The following is an 18739-nucleotide window of genomic DNA, read 5'->3' on the forward strand; positions in this document are numbered from 1 at the left end:
TGATCAGCCAGCAGCCGCTGCAACCCCAGGGAGCGTTGTGTCCCGTCGCCTGTTCACCTCGGAGTCCGTGACCGAAGGTCACCCCGACAAGATCGCTGACCAGATCAGCGACACCATCCTCGACGCGCTTCTGCGCGAGGACCCGACGTCCCGGGTCGCCGTAGAGACCCTGATCACGACCGGCCTGGTGCACGTGGCCGGCGAGGTCACCACCAAGGCCTACGCGCCGATCCCGCAGCTGGTCCGGGACAAGATCCTGGAGATCGGCTACGACTCCTCGAAGAAGGGCTTCGACGGCGCCTCCTGCGGTGTCTCGGTGTCGATCGGCGCGCAGTCCCCGGACATCGCCCAGGGTGTCGACACGGCGTACGAGACGCGGGTCGAGGGTGACGACGACGAGCTGGACCGGCAGGGCGCCGGCGACCAGGGCCTGATGTTCGGCTACGCGTCCGACGAGACCCCGACGCTGATGCCGCTGCCGATCTTCCTGGCCCACCGCCTGTCCAAGCGCCTCTCGGACGTCCGCAAGAACGGGACCATCCCCTACCTGCGCCCCGACGGCAAGACCCAGGTCACCATCGAGTACGACGGCGACAAGGCCGTCCGCCTCGACACGGTCGTGGTCTCCTCGCAGCACGCGTCCGACATCGACCTGGACTCGCTCCTCACGCCCGACATCCGCGAGTTCGTCGTGGAGCCGGAGCTGAAGGCGCTGCTGGACGAGGGCATCAAGCTCGACACCGAGAACTACCGGCTGCTGGTCAACCCCACCGGCCGGTTCGAGATCGGCGGCCCCATGGGTGACGCCGGCCTGACCGGCCGCAAGATCATCATCGACACGTACGGCGGCTTCGCCCGCCACGGCGGCGGCGCCTTCTCGGGCAAGGACCCGTCCAAGGTCGACCGCTCGGCCGCCTACGCGATGCGCTGGGTCGCCAAGAACGTCGTCGCCGCCGGCCTGGCCGCGCGCTGCGAGGTCCAGGTCGCCTACGCGATCGGCAAGGCCGAGCCGGTCGGCCTGTTCGTCGAGACCTTCGGCACCCACAAGATCGACCCGGAGAAGATCGAGAAGGCCATCGACGAGGTCTTCGACCTCCGCCCGGCCGCGATCATCCGCGACCTCGACCTGCTCCGCCCGATCTACGCCCAGACCGCCGCCTACGGCCACTTCGGCCGTGAGCTGCCCGACTTCACGTGGGAGCGCACCGACCGCGTGGACGCGCTCAAGGAGGCGGCGGGCCTCTGAGGCACCGTCCCCCCCAGCACGCACCGGGCCCGGTCTCCCCAGGGAGGCCGGGCCTCGGCGTTGCGCCGCCCGGCCCCGCGGGCGAGCGGCTGAGGGCCGAGGGCCGCTCGGCGGGCGCCGTTGTCAGTGGCGTTTGGTATGAATGCAGGCGTGAGCAGCGACAACGGGCAGCAGGGGGCCGGCGGGGACGGTGCGCCGCCGGAGCAGCTCGCGCTTCTGCGGGAGAGCGTGCGGCAGGCCAAGGCGCCGCGGGCGATGCCGCGGACCTGGCGGGGGGCCGCGCTGGCCGAGGAACTGCCGGTGGCGCGGGTGCTGGTCGACAAGGGGGTCCTGCATCTCGACCGGTACTTCGACTACGCGGTGCCGGCCGAGCTGGACGCGGACGCCCAGCCGGGCGTGCGGGTGCGGGTCCGGTTCGGAGCCGGACGCGGGCGGGTCCGTGAGGGGCGCCGTGAGGGCGGGGGCCTGATCGACGGGTTTCTCGTCGAGCGGCTCGCCGAGTCGGACTACTCCGGGCCGCTGGCGGCCCTCGCCCAGGTCGTGTCGCCCGAGCCGGTGCTGGGTCCGGAACTGCTGGGCCTGGCGCGGGCCGTCGCCGACCGGTACGCGGGCAGCCTGGCCGACGTGCTCCAGTTGGCGGTGCCGCCGCGCAGCGCCCGCGCGGAGCAGCGCCCCTCGCCCGAGCCGCTCCCGCCGCCGCCGGCGCCGCGGCCGGGCTCCTGGGGGCGGTACGAGCAGGGGGGCGCGTTCCTCGACGCGCTGGCCCGGGGAGGCTCCCCGCGAGCCGTGTGGAACGCGCTGCCGGGTCCCGGGTGGAGCGAGGAGCTGGCGCGGGCCGTCGCCGCCACGCTGCCCTCGGGGCGCGGTGCCCTCGTCGTCGTACCGGACGGGCGGGCCGTCGCGCGCGTGGACGCCGCTCTGACGGCTCTGCTGGGGGAGGGGCGGCATGCCGTGCTCACCGCCGACGCCGGGCCGGAGAAGCGGTACCGGGAGTGGCTCGCGGTGCGCCGGGGCAGCGTGCGAGCCGTCGTCGGGACGCGGGCTGCGATGTTCGCCCCGGTGCGCGACCTCGGTCTGGTGGCCGTGTGGGACGACGGCGACGACAGCCACAGCGAGCAGCACGCCCCGCAGCCGCATGCGCGCGACGTGCTGCTGCTGCGGGCGGCGCAGGACGGGTGCGGCTTCCTCATGGGGGGCTGGAGCTGCACCGTGGAGGGGGCGCAACTGGTCGAGAGCGGGTGGGCGCGCCCGCTGGTCGCCGGCCGGGAGCAGGTGCGCCGGACCGCGCCGCTGGTGCGGACCGTGGGCGACCAGGATCTCGCGCGGGACGAGGCGGCGCGGGCCGCTCGGCTGCCCAGCCTGGCCTGGCAGGCCGTCCGCGAGGGACTGCGGCACGGGCCCGTGCTCGTGCAGGTGCCGAGGCGTGGCTATGTGCCGCGCATGGCGTGCGCCGCCTGCCGGGCACCCGCCCGGTGCCGGCACTGTTCCGGACCCCTGGAGGCGCGGGACAGCGGCGCCCTGTGGTGCGGCTGGTGCGGGCGTGAGGAGAACGCCTGGCACTGCCCGGAGTGCGGGGGGTTCCGGCTGCGCGCGCAGGTCGTCGGGGCCCGGCGGACCGCCGAGGAACTGGGCCGCGCGTTCCCCGCCGTTCCCGTGCGCACCTCCGGACGGGAGCAGGTGCTGGACACCGTGCCGGGCACGCCCGCGCTCGTCGTGAGCACGCCCGGTGCCGAACCCGTCGCCGAGGGCGGGTACGCGGCCGCCCTGCTGCTGGACGGCTGGGCCATGGTCGGACGGCCCGACCTGCGGGCCGGGGAGGACGCGCTGCGGCGCTGGATCGCGGCCGCCTCGCTGGTACGCCCGCAGGGCGACGGGGGGACGGTGGTCGTCGTCGCGGAACCGACCCTGCGGCCGGTGCAGGCGCTGGTGCGGTGGGACCCCGTCGGACACGCTGTGCGGGAACTGGCGGAGCGGGCCGAGCTGGGCTTTCCACCGGTGTCCCGGATGGCGGCCGTCGCGGGGACGGGGGAGGCGGTGGCCGCCTTCCTCGGCTCCGTGGAGCTGCCCGAGGAGGCCGAGCTGCTGGGACCCGTCCCCCTGCCGGTCACCCCCGTGGGGCGGACCCGGCGGCCGGGGGCACCGCCGCCCGGCGAGCAGTGGGAACGGGCGCTGATCCGCGTGCCGCCGGGCAGGGGCGCCGCCCTGGCCGCCGCGCTCAAGGCGGCGCAGGCCGCGCGGATGGCGGCGCGCGGCGGTTCGGCCTCGCGCGGCGACGGTGCTTCGGGAGCGGTGTGGGTGCGGGTCGATCCCCCGGACATCGGCTGAGGGTGTGGGGGCGAGGCGGGGCGAGGCGAGGCGAGGCGGGGTCTGCCCGGTCGTGAGGGGATGCGCGCACGGGCGCCGACCTGGCCGCGCTGGGTGGCGGCCTTTTCCACCCACCTTCGTCCTTCTCCACGGGGTCCCGGGTGAGGGGCCCGGGCATCGGGCGGGGCGTTCGGGCGGGGTCTGGGAGTCCCCGGCGTCGGCGTCGGGTTCGAGTCCCGCGTCGGGTGTGGGTGGCCGGGTGGGGCGTTCGGTGCTCGGCCCTGGACAGGGGTCTGCCCTCTCGGGCGGGCACCGAGAGGGCAGCGGGGCGGAGCGGCGTCAGCCGTTGCGCGGGCCGGGGAAGGCCGTGGGCCGTGCCTCCTCGCGCAGGGACGAGCTGCCCGCCGTCGGCTGGGTCGGCATCGAGCGGGCGGCGGGGACCGTGGGTACCACGGAGATGCCGGTGCCCACGTTGACCGTGCGGGGGACCGGCGCCGCCTCCACGGCCCGGTCGGCGTCCGGCGCCGTCTGGGCGGCGGCACGGCGGGCGCCGTAGCGCCGATGGACCGCCTGCTTGGTGACGCCGAGGGCGGAGCCCACCGCGTCCCACGAGAAGCCGAGCGAGCGGTCGAAGTCGACCGCCGCGGTGACCAGGGTCTCGACGCTGTCCCGCAGTTCCTGCGCGAGGCGGACCGTCGGGGCGGGGGCGCGTCCATAGACGACGAAGCCCGCGGACGGGCCGGAGCGGCGCGGACGGTAGACGTTGCCCAGCTGGGCGGTCAGGGTGCGCAGCGCGTCCACCTGCCGGCGGACCCGCTCGATGTCCCGCACCAGCAATTGCAGGCTGGCCCGGGCCTGGGCGTCGTGGGTTGCGTGGTCGGCCATGAACAAGCCTCTCGAACCGGCGTTGAGGAGAAAGGAGTGGGCCGCGGTGGGGCGCGGTCCGGTGTGGTCAACTCTGTCTTGACCAACGCGGGTGCGCTCCGCTGGTCACGGTGTGGGGGCGTATGGGCATATGCGTACGCCCCCGGTGGGGGTCCCCGCCCCGCCTTCGGACCTGGCCGATCCGGTCGCCGGGACGCCGTCCTGGCCTCCCGTCGTGGTGCGGTGCCGTCGGCCGCTCCTCCTGTCCGGCGCAATAAACTGGTGCGTCGCCCGTCGTCCGTTTCCTCCGAGAGGCCCGTGCCCACTCATGAAGCTCGTCTTCGCCGGTACCCCCGAGGTCGCCGTTCCCGCTCTGGACGCCCTGCTCGCCTCCGGTCGGCACGAGGTGGCCGCCGTCGTCACGCGGCCCGACGCGCAGGCGGGGCGCGGGCGCAGGCTGGTCGCCTCCCCCGTGGCCCAGCGGGCCGAGGAGGCCGGGATCGAGGTGCTGAAGCCCGCCCGGCCGCGGGACCCGGACTTCCTGGCGCGGCTGAAGGAGATCGCGCCGGACTGCTGCCCCGTCGTCGCCTACGGCGCCCTGCTGCCCAGGGCGGCCCTCGACATCCCGGCCCGCGGCTGGGTCAACCTGCACTTCTCGCTGTTGCCCGCCTGGCGGGGAGCCGCGCCCGTGCAGCACGCCGTCATGGCGGGGGACGAGATCACCGGCGCCTCCACCTTCCTCATCGAGGAGGGGCTCGACTCCGGCCCCGTCTACGGCACGGTGACGGAGGAGATCCGGCCCACCGACACCAGCGGTGACCTGCTGACCCGGCTGGCGTTCGCCGGCGCCGGGCTGCTCGCCGCCACCATGGACGGGATCGAGGACGGCACGCTGAAGGCCGTACCGCAGCCCCAGGACGGCATCACGCTCGCGCCGAAGATCACCGTGGAGGACGCGCAGGTCGACTGGACCGCCCCGGCCCTGCGCGTCGACCGGGTCGTGCGCGGGTGCACTCCGGCGCCCGGTGCCTGGACGACGTTCCGCGGTGAGCGGCTCAAGCTCATCCAGGTGCGGACCGCGCCGGAGCGCGACGACCTCGCGCCCGGCGAACCGGCAGTCGGCAAGAACAGCGTGCACATCGGCACCGGGTCGTACGCCGTGGAGCTGTTGTGGGTGCAGGCGCAGGGCAAGAAGCCGATGCGGGCGGCCGACTGGGCCCGCGGGGTGCGCATCGCGGACGGCGAGCGGGTCGGGGAGCCGACGGGGGAGTGATCAGGGGGAGCGACGCTCCCGCACCCGGCCCCGCCCACCCGTCGTAGGCTGGGCGTACCTTCATCCTGCAATCCGGAGCACCTTTTTCGTGAGCGAGCAGCCCAGCCGTCCCCGCACCACCGGCAAGCCCCACCGTCGGCCCAAGAAGGACCCCGTCCGCTTCCTCGCCTTCGAGGTGCTGCGGGCCGTGGACGAGCGGGACGCCTACGCCAACCTCGTCCTGCCGCCGCTGCTGCGCAAGGCGCGGGCGAGCGGGGACTTCGACGGGCGGGACGCCGCCCTCGCCACCGAGCTGGTCTACGGGACGCTGCGGCGGCAGGGGACGTACGACGAGATCGTCGCCGCGTGCGTCGACCGGCCGCTGCGGGAGGTCGATCCGCCGGTGCTGGACGTGCTCAGCCTGGGGGCGCACCAACTGCTCGGGACGCGCATCCCCACGCACGCCGCCGTGTCCGCCTCGGTGGAGCTGGCACGGGTGGTGCTCGGCGACGGGCGGGCCAAGTTCGTCAACGCCGTACTGCGCAAGGTCGCCCAGCACGACTTCGACACCTGGGTCGAGAAGATCGCGCCGCCCTACGACGACGACCCCGAGGACCACCTCGCCCTCGTCCACTCGCACCCGCGCTGGATCGTCTCCGCGCTCTGGGACTCCCTCGGCGGCGGCCGGGCCGGCATCGAGGAGTTGCTGGCGGCCGACAACGAGCGGCCTGAGGTGACCCTGGTCGCCCGGCCCGGCCGGTCCACGACGGACGAACTGCTGGGCGAGGAGGCCGCCGTCGCCGGACGCTGGTCGCCGTACGCCGTGCGGCTCACCGAGGGCGGCGAACCCGGCGCCATCGAGGCCGTACGGTCCGGGCGCGCGGGCGTGCAGGACGAGGGCAGTCAGCTGGTGGCGCTCGCGCTGGCCAACGCGCCGCTGGAAGGGGCCGACGCGCACTGGCTCGACGGGTGCGCCGGGCCCGGCGGCAAGGCGGCGCTGCTGGCGGCGCTCGCCGCCGAACGCGGTGCCGTGCTGCTGGCCTCGGAGAAGCAGCCGCACCGGGCCCGGCTGGTGGCCAAGGCGCTCGCCGGGAACCCCGGCCCGTACCAGGTCGTCACCGCCGACGGGACGCGGCCGCCGTGGCGGCCCGGCTCCTTCGACCGGGTGCTGATGGACGTGCCGTGTACCGGACTCGGCGCCCTGCGCCGTCGGCCGGAGGCGCGCTGGCGGCGCAAGACGGAGGACCTGGACGGTTTCGCGCCCCTGCAGCGCGGGCTGCTGCGGACCGCCCTGGAGTCCGTGCGGGTCGGGGGCGTCGTCGGGTACGCCACCTGCTCGCCGCATCTCGCGGAGACCCGGGCCGTCGTCGCCGACCTGCTCAAGCAGTTCCCGCAGACCGAACTCGTCGACGCCCGTCCCCTGCTCCCGGGCGTGCCCGCCCTCGGTGACGGCCCCGACATCCAGCTGTGGCCGCATGTGCACGGGACCGACGCGATGTACCTGGCGATCATCCGGCGCACCGGCTGACCGCGGACCGGCTGACTGCGGGGCGGCCGAGTGCGGACCGGCTGACCGCGGACCGGCCGAGTGCGGACCGGCCGACCGCGGACCGGCCGAGTGCGGACCGGCCGACCGCGGACCGGCCGAGTGCGGACCGGCTGACTGCGGACCGGCCGACCGCGGACCGGCTGATTGCGGACCAGCGGCGCGCGGGCGCGGCCTCCGCGAAGCCGGGCCCGCGACCCGCGTTGCGGGGACGCCCACATCCGTTCGGGACCGATGCCGCTAACGCCCGCACGGCATGGCAGGCTTGGGGCATGGCCGCGCAGATCAACCCCAGCATCCTGTCCGCCGACTTCGCCCGCCTCGCGGACGAGGCTCAGGCGGTCGCCGGAGCCGACTGGCTCCATGTCGACGTCATGGACAACCACTTCGTCCCGAATCTCACGCTCGGCGTGCCGATCGTGGAGTCGCTGGCCCGCGCGACGGACACCCCGCTGGACTGCCATCTGATGATCGAGGCCCCCGATCGCTGGGCCCCGCAGTACGTCGAGGCCGGTGCCTCGTCCGTCACCTTCCATGTGGAGGCGGCCGCCGCGCCCGTGCGGCTGGCCCGCGAGATCCGCGCCAAGGGCGCCCGCGCCTCCATGGCGTTGAGGCCGGCGACGCCGATCGAGCCGTACGAGGACCTGCTGCCCGAACTCGACATGCTGCTGATCATGACCGTCGAGCCGGGCTTCGGCGGCCAGGCCTTCCTCGACATCATGCTTCCGAAGATCCGCCGCACCAGGGAGCTGATCGGCAAGCACGGACTGGAGCTGTGGCTCCAGGTGGACGGCGGTGTCTCGGCGTCGACGATCGAGCGCTGCGCGGAGGCGGGGGCGGACGTCTTCGTGGCCGGTTCCGCGGTGTACGGGGCAGCGGACCCGGCCGAGGCCGTCCGTGCGCTGCGCGCGCAGGCGGACGCGGCGACCGCCAAGGCCTCCTGGGCGTGCGACCACTGAGCCACAGCTACGTGAACGGCTTTCAACGGGACCGATCAAGTGCGCCGTATCTGCAAGGATGAACGGCGTATCCAGAGTGTGAACAGCAGTGAGGAGATCGCCGTGTCGGGTATGTCGGCGGGCCGGTCAGCCATGCGGATGGGACCCGCTGAGCTGGTGCAGGCGGCGGCCATGGCCCGCCGCTTCTACCTCGAGGGCAAATCCAAGATCCAGATCGCCGAGGAGTTCGGCGTCAGCCGCTTCAAGGTGGCCCGGGTCCTGGAAACCGCTCTCGAACGGGATCTCGTACGGATCGAGATCCGCGTCCCGGCCGAACTGGACGCCGAGCGCTCCGACGCGCTCCGCGCCAGGTACGGCCTCAGGCACGCCGTGGTGGTCGAGTCCCCGGCCGATGCCGAGGAGTCGCCCGACCCCGAGAACCTGGGGGAGGTGGCCGCCGACCTGCTCGGCGAGCTGCTCAACGAGGGGGACGTCCTGGGGCTGGCCTGGGGCCGGTCCACCATCCACATGGCGGCGGCGCTGGACCGGCTGCCGCCCTGCACGGTGGTCCAGCTGACGGGCGTGTACGACGCCGGGACCGCTGAACGCGGCTCGGTCGAGGCCGTCCGCCGTGCCGCCCAGGTGTCCGGCGGTGACGCGCACCCCATCTACGCGCCGATGCTGCTGCCGGACGCGGCCACCGCGATCGCGCTGCGCCAGCAGACCGGGCTCGCCCGGGCCTTCGAGTACTTCGACAAGGTCACGGTCGCCTGTGTCTCGATCGGCTCCTGGGAGCCGGGCATCTCGACCGTGCACGACATGCTCAGCGACGAGGAGCGGGCGCACTACGCCTCGCTCGGCGTCGCCGCCGAGATGTCCGCGCACCTCTTCGACTCCGAGGGGCGCCGGGTCGGCCGGGACCTCGGAGAGCGGTGCATCACCGTCAAGGCGGACCAGCTCCGCCGTATCCCCGAGGTCGTCGCGATCGCGGGCGGGCAGCGCAAGGCGGCCGCCATCGACGCGGTGCTGCGCTCGGGACTCGTCACCAGCCTGGTGACGGACACCTCGGCCGCGGACTACCTGATGACGGCGGGCCCCCCGCCCAGGCCCGCACTGAACCGGGCGGACCCCGACGGGATCTGACCGGCCCTGACCGCAGGTCATGAGGGGACGGCCGTGACAGCATCCACGCATGCTGCCGCGGTGCGTCCCCCGCGCGCTTCCCCGCCCGACACCCCGCCTCCCGTATCGCCGCCCCGACGGCGGCCGGGTCTTCGGTCAGCCCGGGCGGTGGCGGCCACCCACGGCAGTGGCAGTGGCGGCGCGCACCGCACGCGCTCCGGCCGCCCGTGTTCCCGCCCGACCCTCAAGGCGCCCGGACCGGGCTCGGCGCCGGGCGGCGCGACCTGCCGCGCCGGCGATCACCGTCCGGCGGACCAGGGCCCGGGCCGCCGAGCGCCGACCGTCGGCCCGCCGAGCGCCGACCGGGGGCCGTTCCCCGTGACCTTGCTCGGAGGTTCCTCCGAACACCCTCCTGACCAGCCTGGACGATCGTCCGGGGCCGGGCATCACGGGTCTCGTGGGACAATGAAGTACGTGCTCTTCCCCCTGGCCGGCCGGTCCGGGGGTCACCTCTGATCGACTGGGATGTGCGGCACGTGCGTTTCCTCAACGACATCCAGCCCGCGTACGACCTCACGTACGACGACGTCTTCATGGTCCCGAGCCGCAGTGCGGTGGGATCGCGGCTGGGCGTCGACCTCGACTCCCCGGACGGCACGGGCACCACGATCCCGCTGGTCGTCGCCAACATGACCGCCGTCGCCGGACGCCGGATGGCCGAGACCGTGGCGCGGCGCGGCGGCCTCGTGGTCATCCCCCAGGACATCCCGATCGACGTCGTCACCGACGTCATCACCTGGGTCAAGAGCCGCCACCTCGTGCTGGACACCCCCATCGTGCTCGCCCCGCACCAGACCGTCGCCGACGCGCTGGCCCTACTGCCCAAGCGCGCGCACAACGCCGGCGTCGTCGTGGACGGCGACGACCGCCCCGTCGGTGTCGTCACCGACGCGGACCTCAACGGCGTCGACCGCTTCACGCAGCTCACCGAGGTGATGTCCAAGGACCTGCTGCTCCTGGACGCGGACATCGACCCCCGTGAGGCCTTCAACACCCTCGACACGGCCAACCGGCGCTACGCCCCCGCGGTCGACGCGGACGGCCGGCTCGCCGGCATCCTGACCCGCAAGGGCGCGCTGCGCGCCACCCTGTACACGCCCGCCACGGACGCGCGGGGCAGGCTGCGGATCGCCGCCGCCGTCGGCATCAACGGCGACTTCGCCGAGAAGGCCAAGCTGCTGCTCGACGCGGGCGTCGACACCCTCGTCATCGACACGGCCCACGGCCACCAGGAGTCGATGCTCAACGCCATCAGGCTGGTGCGCGACCTCGACCCGCGGGTACCGATCGTGGCCGGCAACATCGTCTCCGCCGAGGGCGTCAAGGACCTGGTGGACGCGGGCGCCGACATCATCAAGGTCGGCGTCGGACCCGGCGCCATGTGCACCACCCGCATGATGACCGGCGTGGGCCGGCCGCAGTTCTCCGCCGTCCTGGAGTGCGCGGCCGAGGCGAAGAAGTACGGCAAGCACGTGTGGGCCGACGGCGGCGTCCGCCACCCGCGCGACGTGGCCATGGCCCTCGCCGCCGGCGCGTCCAACGTGATGATCGGCTCCTGGTTCTCGGGCACCTACGAGTCCCCGGGCGACCTCCAGCAGGACGCGAACGGACGGCTCTACAAGGAGTCGTTCGGCATGGCGTCCGCGCGCGCGGTGCGCAACCGCACCTCCGAGGAGTCGGCGTACGACCGCGCCCGCAAGGCGCTTTTCGAGGAGGGCATCTCCACCTCCCGCATGTTCCTCGACCCGGCCCGTCCGGGCGTCGAGGACCTGATCGACTCGGTCATCGCGGGCGTCCGCTCCTCCTGCACCTACGCCGGTGCCGCCTCCCTGGAGGAGTTCGCCGAGAAGGCCATCGTCGGCATCCAGAGCGCGGCCGGCTACGCGGAGGGCCAGCCCCTGCACGCCAGCTGGAGCTGAGCGCCCGCCAGGGGTGCCGTAGGGGAACCTCCGGTCCGGCTCTGGCCGGGCCCGAGGTTCCCCCGGCCGCCGACGGGTGCCGTCACGGCGCAACGAATGGGCACCTCGCCGCGACAGACGCAACGATCTTGCGGATACGCGCAAGGTTGCTGCATTACACCGGCAACGCTCCGCCTCGTAAGGTCGTGCGCTGTAGAAGGTGTGGCGGGGACCCCGCTCGGTGGGTTCCTGCTCGCGCAGAAGTGCCGCCGGTCCCCGTCGCTCCCATCGGCAGCGACAAAGGAGTCAGCGCGTGCTCGACCAAGGCCTACCCCCGCGACAGCGCAGTCGGACCGTCCCCGCGTCCCCCGGGCTCGGCACCCGCCTCATGCGGCGCAAGCCCGTGGAAGACCTGGTCGCCGAGGGTGGCCAGGGCGAGGGAGGGTCCCTGCGGCGCTCCCTCGGGCTGTGGCAGCTCACCATGATCAGCATCGGCGCGACGCTCGGCACGGGCATCTTCGTCGTCCTCGGCGAGGCGGTTCCCAAGGCCGGACCCGCCGTCACGCTGTCCTTCGTCATCGCCGGACTCACGGCGCTGTTCTCTGCCCTGTCCTACGCCGAACTGGCGGGCACCATCCCCGTCGCCGGCTCGTCCTACTCGTATGCGTACGCAACGATGGGCGAGCTGATCGCCTGGGTGTGCGGCTGGTGCCTCGTCCTGGAGTACGGCGTGTCGGTCGCCGCCGTCGCGGTCGGCTGGGGGGAGTACCTCAACGAACTGCTCGACGGCACGATCGGCGTCACCATCCCGGACGCGCTGTCCGCCCCGCCCGGCGACGGCGGCGTCTTCAACCTGCCCGCCCTGATCGTCGTCCTGCTGGCGATGGCGTTCCTGCTCGGCGGCGCCCGCGAGTCCGCCCGCGCCAACACCGTCATGGTCGTGGTGAAGATCGCCGCGCTGGTGATGTTCTGCGCCATCGGCGTCCAGGGCTTCCGCTCCGGCAACTACCACGACTTCATGCCGCTCGGCATGGCCGGCGTCAGCGCCGCCGGGGCCACCCTCTTCTTCTCGTACATCGGCTTCGACGCGGCCTCCACCGCCGGTGAGGAGGCGACGAACGCGCAGCGCGACCTGCCCCGCGCGATCATGCTCTCCCTCGTCATCGTGACCGCCCTGTACGTCCTGGTCGCGGCCGTCGCCGTGGGCGCGAAGCCGTGGCGGGGCTTCACCGACTCGGAGGCCGCCCTCACCCAGATCATGCGCGACGTCACCGGCCAGACCTTCTGGGGCACCCTGCTGGCGTTCTGCGCGGTCATCGCCATCGCGAGCGTCGTCCTGACCGTCCTGTACGGCCAGACCCGCATCCTCTTCGCGATGTCCCGGGACGGGCTCGTGCCCAAGGTGTTCTCCCGCGTCCACCCGAAGAGCGGCGCGCCCCGCGCCAACACGCTGATCGTCTCCCTGTTCTGCGGCGCCCTGGCCGCCGCCGTCCCGCTCGGCCAGCTGGCCGACGCCACCAGCATCGGCACCCTCTTCGCCTTCGCGCTCGTCAACGTGGCCGTCGTGGTGCTGCGCCGGACCCGCCCGGACATGCCCCGCACCTTCCGCGTCCCGCTGTCGCCGGTACTGCCCGCGCTGGGCTTCGCCTTCTGCGTCTGGATGATGGGCAGCCTCTCCGCCGTCACCTGGGTGGTCTTCGGTGTCTGGATGGCGGTCGGGCTCGTGTTCTACTTCCTTTACGGCCACCGCCGCTCCCGCCTCGCGTCATCCGAAGTGAAGTGAACGACCCGCAGTGCTGAACGATCTCGACGAACGCATCGTGCACGCCCTCGCCGAGGACGCCCGCCGCTCCTACGCGGACATCGGGCAGCTCGTCGGCCTCTCCGCGCCCGCCGTGAAACGGCGCGTGGACCGGCTGCGCGCCACCGGGGCCATCACCGGCTTCACGGTGCGCGTCGACCCGGCGGCCCTGGGCTGGGAGACCGAGGGGTACGTCGAGATCTACTGCCGGCGCAACACCTCGCCCGAGACGATCCAGCGGGGTCTGGAGCGCTACCAGGAGGTCGTCGCCGCCTCCACCGTCACCGGGGAGGCGGACGCGATCGCCCAGGTCTTCGCCGCCGACATGCGCCACTTCGAGCGCGTTCTGGAGCGGATCGCGGGCGAACCGTTCGTGGAGCGCACCAAGTCCGTGCTGGTGCTGTCCCCGCTGCTGCGCCGCTTCTCGTCCGGCTCGCCGACCTGATCGCCGCCGACGCCGCAAAGCAGTGGTGAGCGGGCCGGGCCGAGGTCTACCCTCGCTGCCATGACCTGGCGACATTGATCCACCAGCCGTGCCTCCCGAGGGCCGCCTCGGACGCCGTACCCCCGGTGTCCGAAACGTCCCTGCGGGAAGGCCTCATGACTCTCTCACCTGCGCGTGTGCCCGTCGGCGCGCCCGGCGTACGGCGGCTCACGGCCACGCTGTACGGCTATGCGTTCCTGGACGAGTTCGTCCTGCTCTATCCGGTGTACGCGCTGCTGTTCGCGGACACCGGGCTGTCCGTCGGCCAGATGTCCTCGCTGTTCGTCCTCTGGTCGGCGACCGGTGTCCTGCTGGAGGTGCCCTCCGGCGCCTGGGCGGACGCCGTCTCCCGTCGTCTGCTGCTGTGGCTGGGCCCGCTGCTGGGCGCGGCCGGTTTCGCCCTGTGGGTCCTGGTCCCGTCGTACTGGGCGTTCGCCGCCGGCTTCGTGCTGTGGGGCGTGCGGGGTGCGCTGGGCTCCGGCGCGCTGGAGGCCCTGGTCTACGAGGAACTGGAGCGGCTCGGCGCGGCGGACCGGTACGCCCGGATCATGGGCCGGGCCCACGCGGCCGGGCAGGCCGCGGTCATGACGGCCATGGCCCTGGCCGGTCCGGTGTTCGCGGCGTACGGCTATCCGGCGGTCGGCGCGGCAAGCGTGCTGGCCTGCCTGCTCTGCGCCGCGACGGCGACCCGCTTCCCCGAACACCGCGCTGCCGCTTCCGCGGACGGTGAGGGGGAGGGGGAGGAGGAGGCGCACGGCTGGGTGTCGACGCTGCGGGCGGGGATCGCGGAGGCCCGCCGGAACCGTCCCGTGCGGGGCGCCCTCCTGCTCGTCCCGGCGGTCGCCGCCGTCTGGGGCTCCCTCGACGAGTACACCCCGCTGCTGGCACGGGAGACCGGCGCCTCCGACGGTGTGATCCCGTACCTGCTGATGATGGTCTGGGCCGGCGTCACCGCGGGCAGCCTGCTGTCCGGCCCGGCCGGACGTCTGGGCCGCGGGGGATTCGCCGCGCTGCTCGCCGCCTCCGCGCTCGCCCTCGCCCTCGGCGCGGGCACCGGCACACCGGCCGGCCTCGCCCTGGTGGCCCTGGCGTTCGGCGGCTTCCAGCTGGCGACCGTGCTGGCGGACGCCCGCCTCCAGCAGCGCATCGAGGGCACCGCGCGGGCCACCCTGACCTCGGTCGCCGGACTGGGCACCGAACTCGCCACGATCACCGTCTACGGCACCTACGCCCACCTCGCGTCGACGACCACGCACGGCACCACCTTCGCGCTGTTCGCGGTGCCCTGTTTGGTGGTGGCGTCGGCGGTCGCGGTACGGAGGTGAGGCGGACCGGGGCCGCGCAACGAATCGCCGCTTCGCGTGCGCGGGGGCCGGGTGGGGCGTCGTGGGCCGGGTCGCGCGTCGACGACCGGGCGGCGTCGCGTCCTCGGTGCCCGCGCCGATGGTGGCTGGGGCCAGGGGCGGCGGCGTGACGGACCGCGGCTCCGTGCGCGGGGGCCGGGTGGCGCGTCGTGGTCTTGGCCGCTCGCGTCGACGATTGCCTACGGTGTCGCGTCCGCGGTGCCCGCGCCGGTGGGCGTGGGTGCGGCAGTGGCGCCGGGGGCGGGTGGCGTGACGGACTGCGTCTCCGCCCCCAGGCCCGGGTGGGGCGTTCGCGGGCTCGGCCGCGCGTGTCGGCGACCGGGCGCGGTGTCGCGTCGCGCTGTGTGCGGTGCCCGCGTGGGAGGTCGCTGTGCGGCGGTGGGGCCGGGGCGGGGCCGCGCAACGAATCGCCGCTCCGCGCGTCGCGCACGCAACGAACAGCTCACCAGCGCGCAACGGCTCCGCCTTGTCCGCCCTGGTCAGCGGGCCGTACCGTCTAGGTGTCCCCCGCATCCTTCCGCCCCCGGTGAGGAACACGCATGCGCATCGCCCTGCTCCAGAGCTCCGGCCGGCCCGGCTCGGTCGTCGAGAACCTCAAGGTCCTCGACGAGGCCGCCGGCCGGGCCGCCGCCGCGGGTGCCGGGCTGCTCGTCGCACCGGAGCTGTTCCTGACCGGGTACGCGATCGGCGACGACGTCGCCCGCCTCGCCGAGCCCGCCGACGGCGACTCCGCGGACGCGGTCGCCGACCTGGCCGGGCGGCACGGTCTCGCGGTCGCCTACGGTTACCCGGAGCGCGACGGCGGGACGGTGTACAACTCCGCCCAGCTGATCTCCGCCGACGGTGTCCGCCTCGCGAACTACCGCAAGACCCACCTCTTCGGCTGCTTCGAGCGCGACCATTTCACGCCCGGCGACCAGCCCGTCGTCCAGACGGAACTGGGCGGCCTGACCGTCGGCCTCATGATCTGCTACGACGTCGAGTTCCCGGAGAACGTCCGCGCCCACGCCCTGGCCGGCACGGACCTGCTGGTGGTGCCGACCGCGCAGATGCACCCCTTCCAGTTCGTCGCCGAGTCGGTGATCCCGGTGCGCGCCTTCGAGAACCAGATGTACGTCGCCTACGTCAACCGGGTCGGCCGGGAAGGGGAGTTCGAGTTCGTCGGTCTCTCCGGCCTGGCCGGTCCCGACGGAGTGGCCCGCGCCCGCGCCGGACGCGACGAGGAACTCGTGTTCGCCGACGCCGACCCCGCCTTCGTGGCCGCCTCCCGCGAGGCGAACCCGTATCTGAAGGACCGCCGCCCCGGCCTCTACGGGTCCCTGGTCTGAAACCCCCTCTCTTCTCCGCCGCAAGGAGTCCGCACCCCATGACGTCCACCGTGCCCAACGCCGTCGAGCACGCAGACGAGCAGCAGCCGCCGATCACCATGTTCGGCCCGGACTTCCCGTACGCCTACGACGACTTCCTCGGCCACCCGGCGGGTCTCGGCCAGGTGCCGGCGACCGAGCACGGCACGGAGGTCGCCGTGATCGGCGGCGGCCTGTCGGGGATCATCGCCGCCTACGAGCTGATGAAGATGGGCCTCAAGCCCGTCGTGTACGAGGCCGACCGGATCGGCGGGCGGCTGCGCACGGTGGGCTTCGACGGCTGCGACCCCTCGCTGACCGCCGAGATGGGCGCGATGCGCTTCCCGCCGTCCTCCACCGCCCTCCAGCACTACATCGACCTGGTGGGCCTCGAGACCCGGCCCTTCCCCAACCCCCTCGCCGACGTCACGCCGTCGACGGTCGTCGACCTCAAGGGCGAGTCCCACTACGCCGAGACGGTCGACGACCTGCCGCAGGTCTACCGGGACGTCGCCGCCGCCTGGAACAGGTGCCTCGAAGAGGGCGCCGACTTCTCCGACATGAACCGGGCCATGCGGGAGCGCGACGTGCCGCGGATCCGCGAGATCTGGGCGAAGCTCGTCGAGAAGCTCGACAACCAGACCTTCTACGGGTTCCTCTGCGACTCCGAGGCCTTCCGGTCCTTCCGGCACCGGGAGATCTTCGGCCAGGTCGGCTTCGGCACCGGCGGCTGGGACACCGACTTCCCCAACTCCATCCTGGAGATCCTCCGCGTCGTCTACACCGAGGCCGACGACCACCACCGCGGCATCGTCGGCGGCTCCCAGCAGCTGCCGCTGCGGCTGTGGGAGCGCGAGCCGGAGAAGATCGTCCACTGGCCCTACGGGACCTCGCTCGCGGGTCTGCACGAGGGGGGCGAGCCCCGTCCGGCCGTGACCCGCCTCAACCGCACCGCGGGCAACCGGATCACCGTCACCGACGCGAACGGCGACATCCGCACCTACCGGGCCGCGGTCTTCACCGCGCAGTCCTGGATGCTGCTGTCGAAGATCGCCTGCGACGACTCGCTCTTCCCGATCGACCACTGGACGGCGATCGAGCGCACCCACTACATGGAGTCCAGCAAGCTGTTCGTGCCCGTGGACCGGCCGTTCTGGCTCGACAAGGACGAGGAGACGGGCCGGGACGTCATGTCGATGACGCTCACCGACCGCATGACGCGCGGCACCTACCTCCTCGACGACGGCCCGGACCGGCCCGCCGTCATCTGCCTGTCCTACACGTGGTGCGACGACAGCCTGAAGTGGCTGCCGCTGTCCGCGAACGAGCGGATGGAGGTCATGCTGAAGTCGCTCGGCGAGATCTACCCGAAGGTCGACATCAGGAAGCACGTCATCGGCAACCCGGTGACCGTCTCCTGGGAGAACGAGCCCTATTTCATGGGCGCGTTCAAGGCCAACCTGCCCGGCCACTACCGCTACCAGCGGCGCCTGTTCACGCACTTCATGCAGGACCGGCTGCCCGAGGACAAGCGGGGCATCTTCCTCGCCGGCGACGACATCTCCTGGACGGCCGGCTGGGCCGAGGGCGCCGTGCAGACGGCCCTCAACGCGGTCTGGGGGGTCATGCACCACCTCGGCGGCACGACGGACGCGACCAACCCCGGCCCCGGTGACGTGTACGACGAGATCGCCCCGGTGGAGCTGCCGGAGGACTAGGGCCTCTCGTTCGGATCACGCCGGGCCGACGGGTCTCTCACAGCCGGCCCCGGATCCCCGGGGCGAAGCCCGTGTCGCCCGGCCAGTCCGCCATCGGGGTCAGGAGCATGCGGCCGGCGAAGCCGACCGCCGCGTCGAGGCGGTCGGTGAACTCACCGGCGACGTCCGGGAGACGGCGCAGTGCCCACAGGGCGCGGGCCGCGGACCAGGTGGCGTCGCGGGCCCGCTCCAGGCTCCAGGAGCCGAGCAGGTGGGTGAGCGGGTCGGCGATCTGGAGCAGGTCCGGGCCGGGCATCAGGTCCTCGCGGATGCGTTCCTCCAGCGCCACGAGGAGATCACCCACCCGGTCGAACTCGTCCTCCAGTTCGGCCGGTTCGCACCCGAGGCTCCGACAGGCGTCCACGACGGCGAGCACCAGGTCGTGCCCGATGTGGGCGTTGATGCCCGCGAGCGCGAACTGCAGTGGCCGTACACCGGGATGGCGGCGGAGCTGGAACAGCGGGCGCCAGCAGGCCGGCGGGCGGCGGTCGTCGGAGGCCGCGTCCACGGCGGCCAGGTAGCGCTCCGCGAACCGTACGTCCAGTGTGACCGCGGCCCGGGCGTCGGTGAACCGGCCCCTGTCGATGTGCCGGTCCACCTCCTGCGTCACGGCGAGGTAGACGCGGTTGAAGACGGCGATGCCGTCCCGTGGCGGGAGGGCCGCGTCGAGGGCCCGCATACGGGAGAGCACCCCGTCGACGGACGCGTCGAGAGGGGGGACGAACTGTTCCAAGTGCGGCATGCAGGCAGGGTCGCA

14 protein-coding genes are annotated in these 18739 nt (G+C 73.4%); 12 read left to right on the forward strand and 2 right to left on the reverse strand.

Features of this window, described 5'->3' with window-relative positions; genetic code table 11:
• The first annotated feature begins 37 nt into the window (after window positions 1-37).
• Together metK and ACFYO5_RS29460 are read left to right on the forward strand one after the other, a co-directional pair.
• On the forward strand, window positions 38-1246 hold the full coding sequence (metK, locus tag ACFYO5_RS29455) for a methionine adenosyltransferase (RefSeq protein WP_356567344.1): 1209 nt from the start codon (window positions 38-40) through the stop codon (window positions 1244-1246).
• A gap of 150 nt (window positions 1247-1396) precedes the next feature.
• On the forward strand, window positions 1397-3571 hold the full coding sequence (locus ACFYO5_RS29460) for a primosomal protein N' (RefSeq protein WP_388714389.1): 2175 nt from the start codon (window positions 1397-1399) through the stop codon (window positions 3569-3571).
• A 318-nt stretch (window positions 3572-3889) separates the two neighbouring features.
• Here ACFYO5_RS29460 and ACFYO5_RS29465 read toward each other — a convergent pair whose 3' ends face one another.
• Entirely contained in the window at window positions 3890-4435 is a 546-nt protein-coding gene (locus ACFYO5_RS29465) for a hypothetical protein (protein ID WP_356567348.1), read from the reverse strand.
• 307 nt (window positions 4436-4742) lie between these two features.
• Here ACFYO5_RS29465 and fmt point away from each other — a divergent pair, with 307 nt between their 5' ends.
• From fmt to ACFYO5_RS29515, 10 genes are all read left to right on the forward strand, one after another.
• Entirely contained in the window at window positions 4743-5687 is a 945-nt protein-coding gene (gene fmt / locus ACFYO5_RS29470; RefSeq protein WP_388714392.1) for a methionyl-tRNA formyltransferase, read from the forward strand.
• A gap of 88 nt (window positions 5688-5775) precedes the next feature.
• Window positions 5776-7194 carry an RsmB/NOP family class I SAM-dependent RNA methyltransferase gene (locus ACFYO5_RS29475; protein WP_388714395.1) on the forward strand — a complete coding sequence of 473 codons (1419 nt, stop codon included), beginning with the start codon at window positions 5776-5778 and terminating at the stop codon, window positions 7192-7194.
• 290 nt (window positions 7195-7484) lie between these two features.
• Complete coding sequence (gene rpe, locus ACFYO5_RS29480) at window positions 7485-8171, forward strand: ribulose-phosphate 3-epimerase (RefSeq protein ID WP_356567354.1); 687 nt, start codon at window positions 7485-7487, stop codon at window positions 8169-8171.
• A gap of 78 nt (window positions 8172-8249) precedes the next feature.
• The gene (locus ACFYO5_RS29485; RefSeq protein ID WP_356567356.1) at window positions 8250-9293 is read left to right on the forward strand and encodes a sugar-binding domain-containing protein; all 1044 of its coding nucleotides are present in this window, start codon (window positions 8250-8252) and stop codon (window positions 9291-9293) included.
• Window positions 9294-9808: 515 nt separating this feature from the next.
• Entirely contained in the window at window positions 9809-11251 is a 1443-nt protein-coding gene (locus ACFYO5_RS29490; protein WP_388714400.1) for a GuaB1 family IMP dehydrogenase-related protein, read from the forward strand.
• Between the two features lie 292 nt (window positions 11252-11543).
• On the forward strand, window positions 11544-13013 hold the full coding sequence (locus ACFYO5_RS29495; RefSeq protein WP_356567360.1) for an amino acid permease: 1470 nt from the start codon (window positions 11544-11546) through the stop codon (window positions 13011-13013).
• A gap of 10 nt (window positions 13014-13023) precedes the next feature.
• Window positions 13024-13476, forward strand: coding sequence for an Lrp/AsnC family transcriptional regulator (locus ACFYO5_RS29500; RefSeq protein WP_073493514.1), 453 nt, complete (start codon window positions 13024-13026; stop codon window positions 13474-13476).
• 155 nt (window positions 13477-13631) lie between these two features.
• On the forward strand, window positions 13632-14840 hold the full coding sequence (locus tag ACFYO5_RS29505) for an MFS transporter (protein ID WP_388714404.1): 1209 nt from the start codon (window positions 13632-13634) through the stop codon (window positions 14838-14840).
• A gap of 578 nt (window positions 14841-15418) precedes the next feature.
• Window positions 15419-16207, forward strand: coding sequence for a carbon-nitrogen hydrolase family protein (locus ACFYO5_RS29510; protein ID WP_388714407.1), 789 nt, complete (start codon window positions 15419-15421; stop codon window positions 16205-16207).
• A gap of 38 nt (window positions 16208-16245) precedes the next feature.
• Entirely contained in the window at window positions 16246-17943 is a 1698-nt protein-coding gene (locus ACFYO5_RS29515) for a flavin monoamine oxidase family protein (protein ID WP_388714410.1), read from the forward strand.
• Between the two features lie 37 nt (window positions 17944-17980).
• Here the strand turns inward: ACFYO5_RS29515 and ACFYO5_RS29520 are convergent, their stop codons facing one another.
• A complete protein-coding gene (locus ACFYO5_RS29520) occupies window positions 17981-18724 on the reverse strand; it encodes a DUF5995 family protein (protein ID WP_388714413.1) in 744 nt (247 codons plus the stop codon).
• Window positions 18725-18739 lie beyond the last annotated feature (15 nt).

Origin of the sequence: Streptomyces sp. NPDC006259, assembly GCF_042870975.1 — a bacterium.
GTDB lineage: Bacteria > Actinomycetota > Actinomycetes > Streptomycetales > Streptomycetaceae > Streptomyces.

What these genes read in the sequence shown, in the direction of transcription:
- ACFYO5_RS29465 (WP_356567348.1), bottom strand. Translation starts at nt 4,435, where the DNA reads ATGGCCGACCACGCAACCCACGACGCCCAGGCCCGGGCCAGCCTGCAA.
- fmt (WP_388714392.1), top strand. Translation starts at nt 4,743, where the DNA reads ATGAAGCTCGTCTTCGCCGGTACCCCCGAGGTCGCCGTTCCCGCTCTG.
- rpe (WP_356567354.1), top strand. Translation starts at nt 7,485, where the DNA reads ATGGCCGCGCAGATCAACCCCAGCATCCTGTCCGCCGACTTCGCCCGC.
- ACFYO5_RS29505 (WP_388714404.1), top strand. Translation starts at nt 13,632, where the DNA reads ATGACTCTCTCACCTGCGCGTGTGCCCGTCGGCGCGCCCGGCGTACGG.
- ACFYO5_RS29510 (WP_388714407.1), top strand. Translation starts at nt 15,419, where the DNA reads ATGCGCATCGCCCTGCTCCAGAGCTCCGGCCGGCCCGGCTCGGTCGTC.
- ACFYO5_RS29515 (WP_388714410.1), top strand. Translation starts at nt 16,246, where the DNA reads ATGACGTCCACCGTGCCCAACGCCGTCGAGCACGCAGACGAGCAGCAG.
- ACFYO5_RS29520 (WP_388714413.1), bottom strand. Translation starts at nt 18,724, where the DNA reads ATGCCGCACTTGGAACAGTTCGTCCCCCCTCTCGACGCGTCCGTCGAC.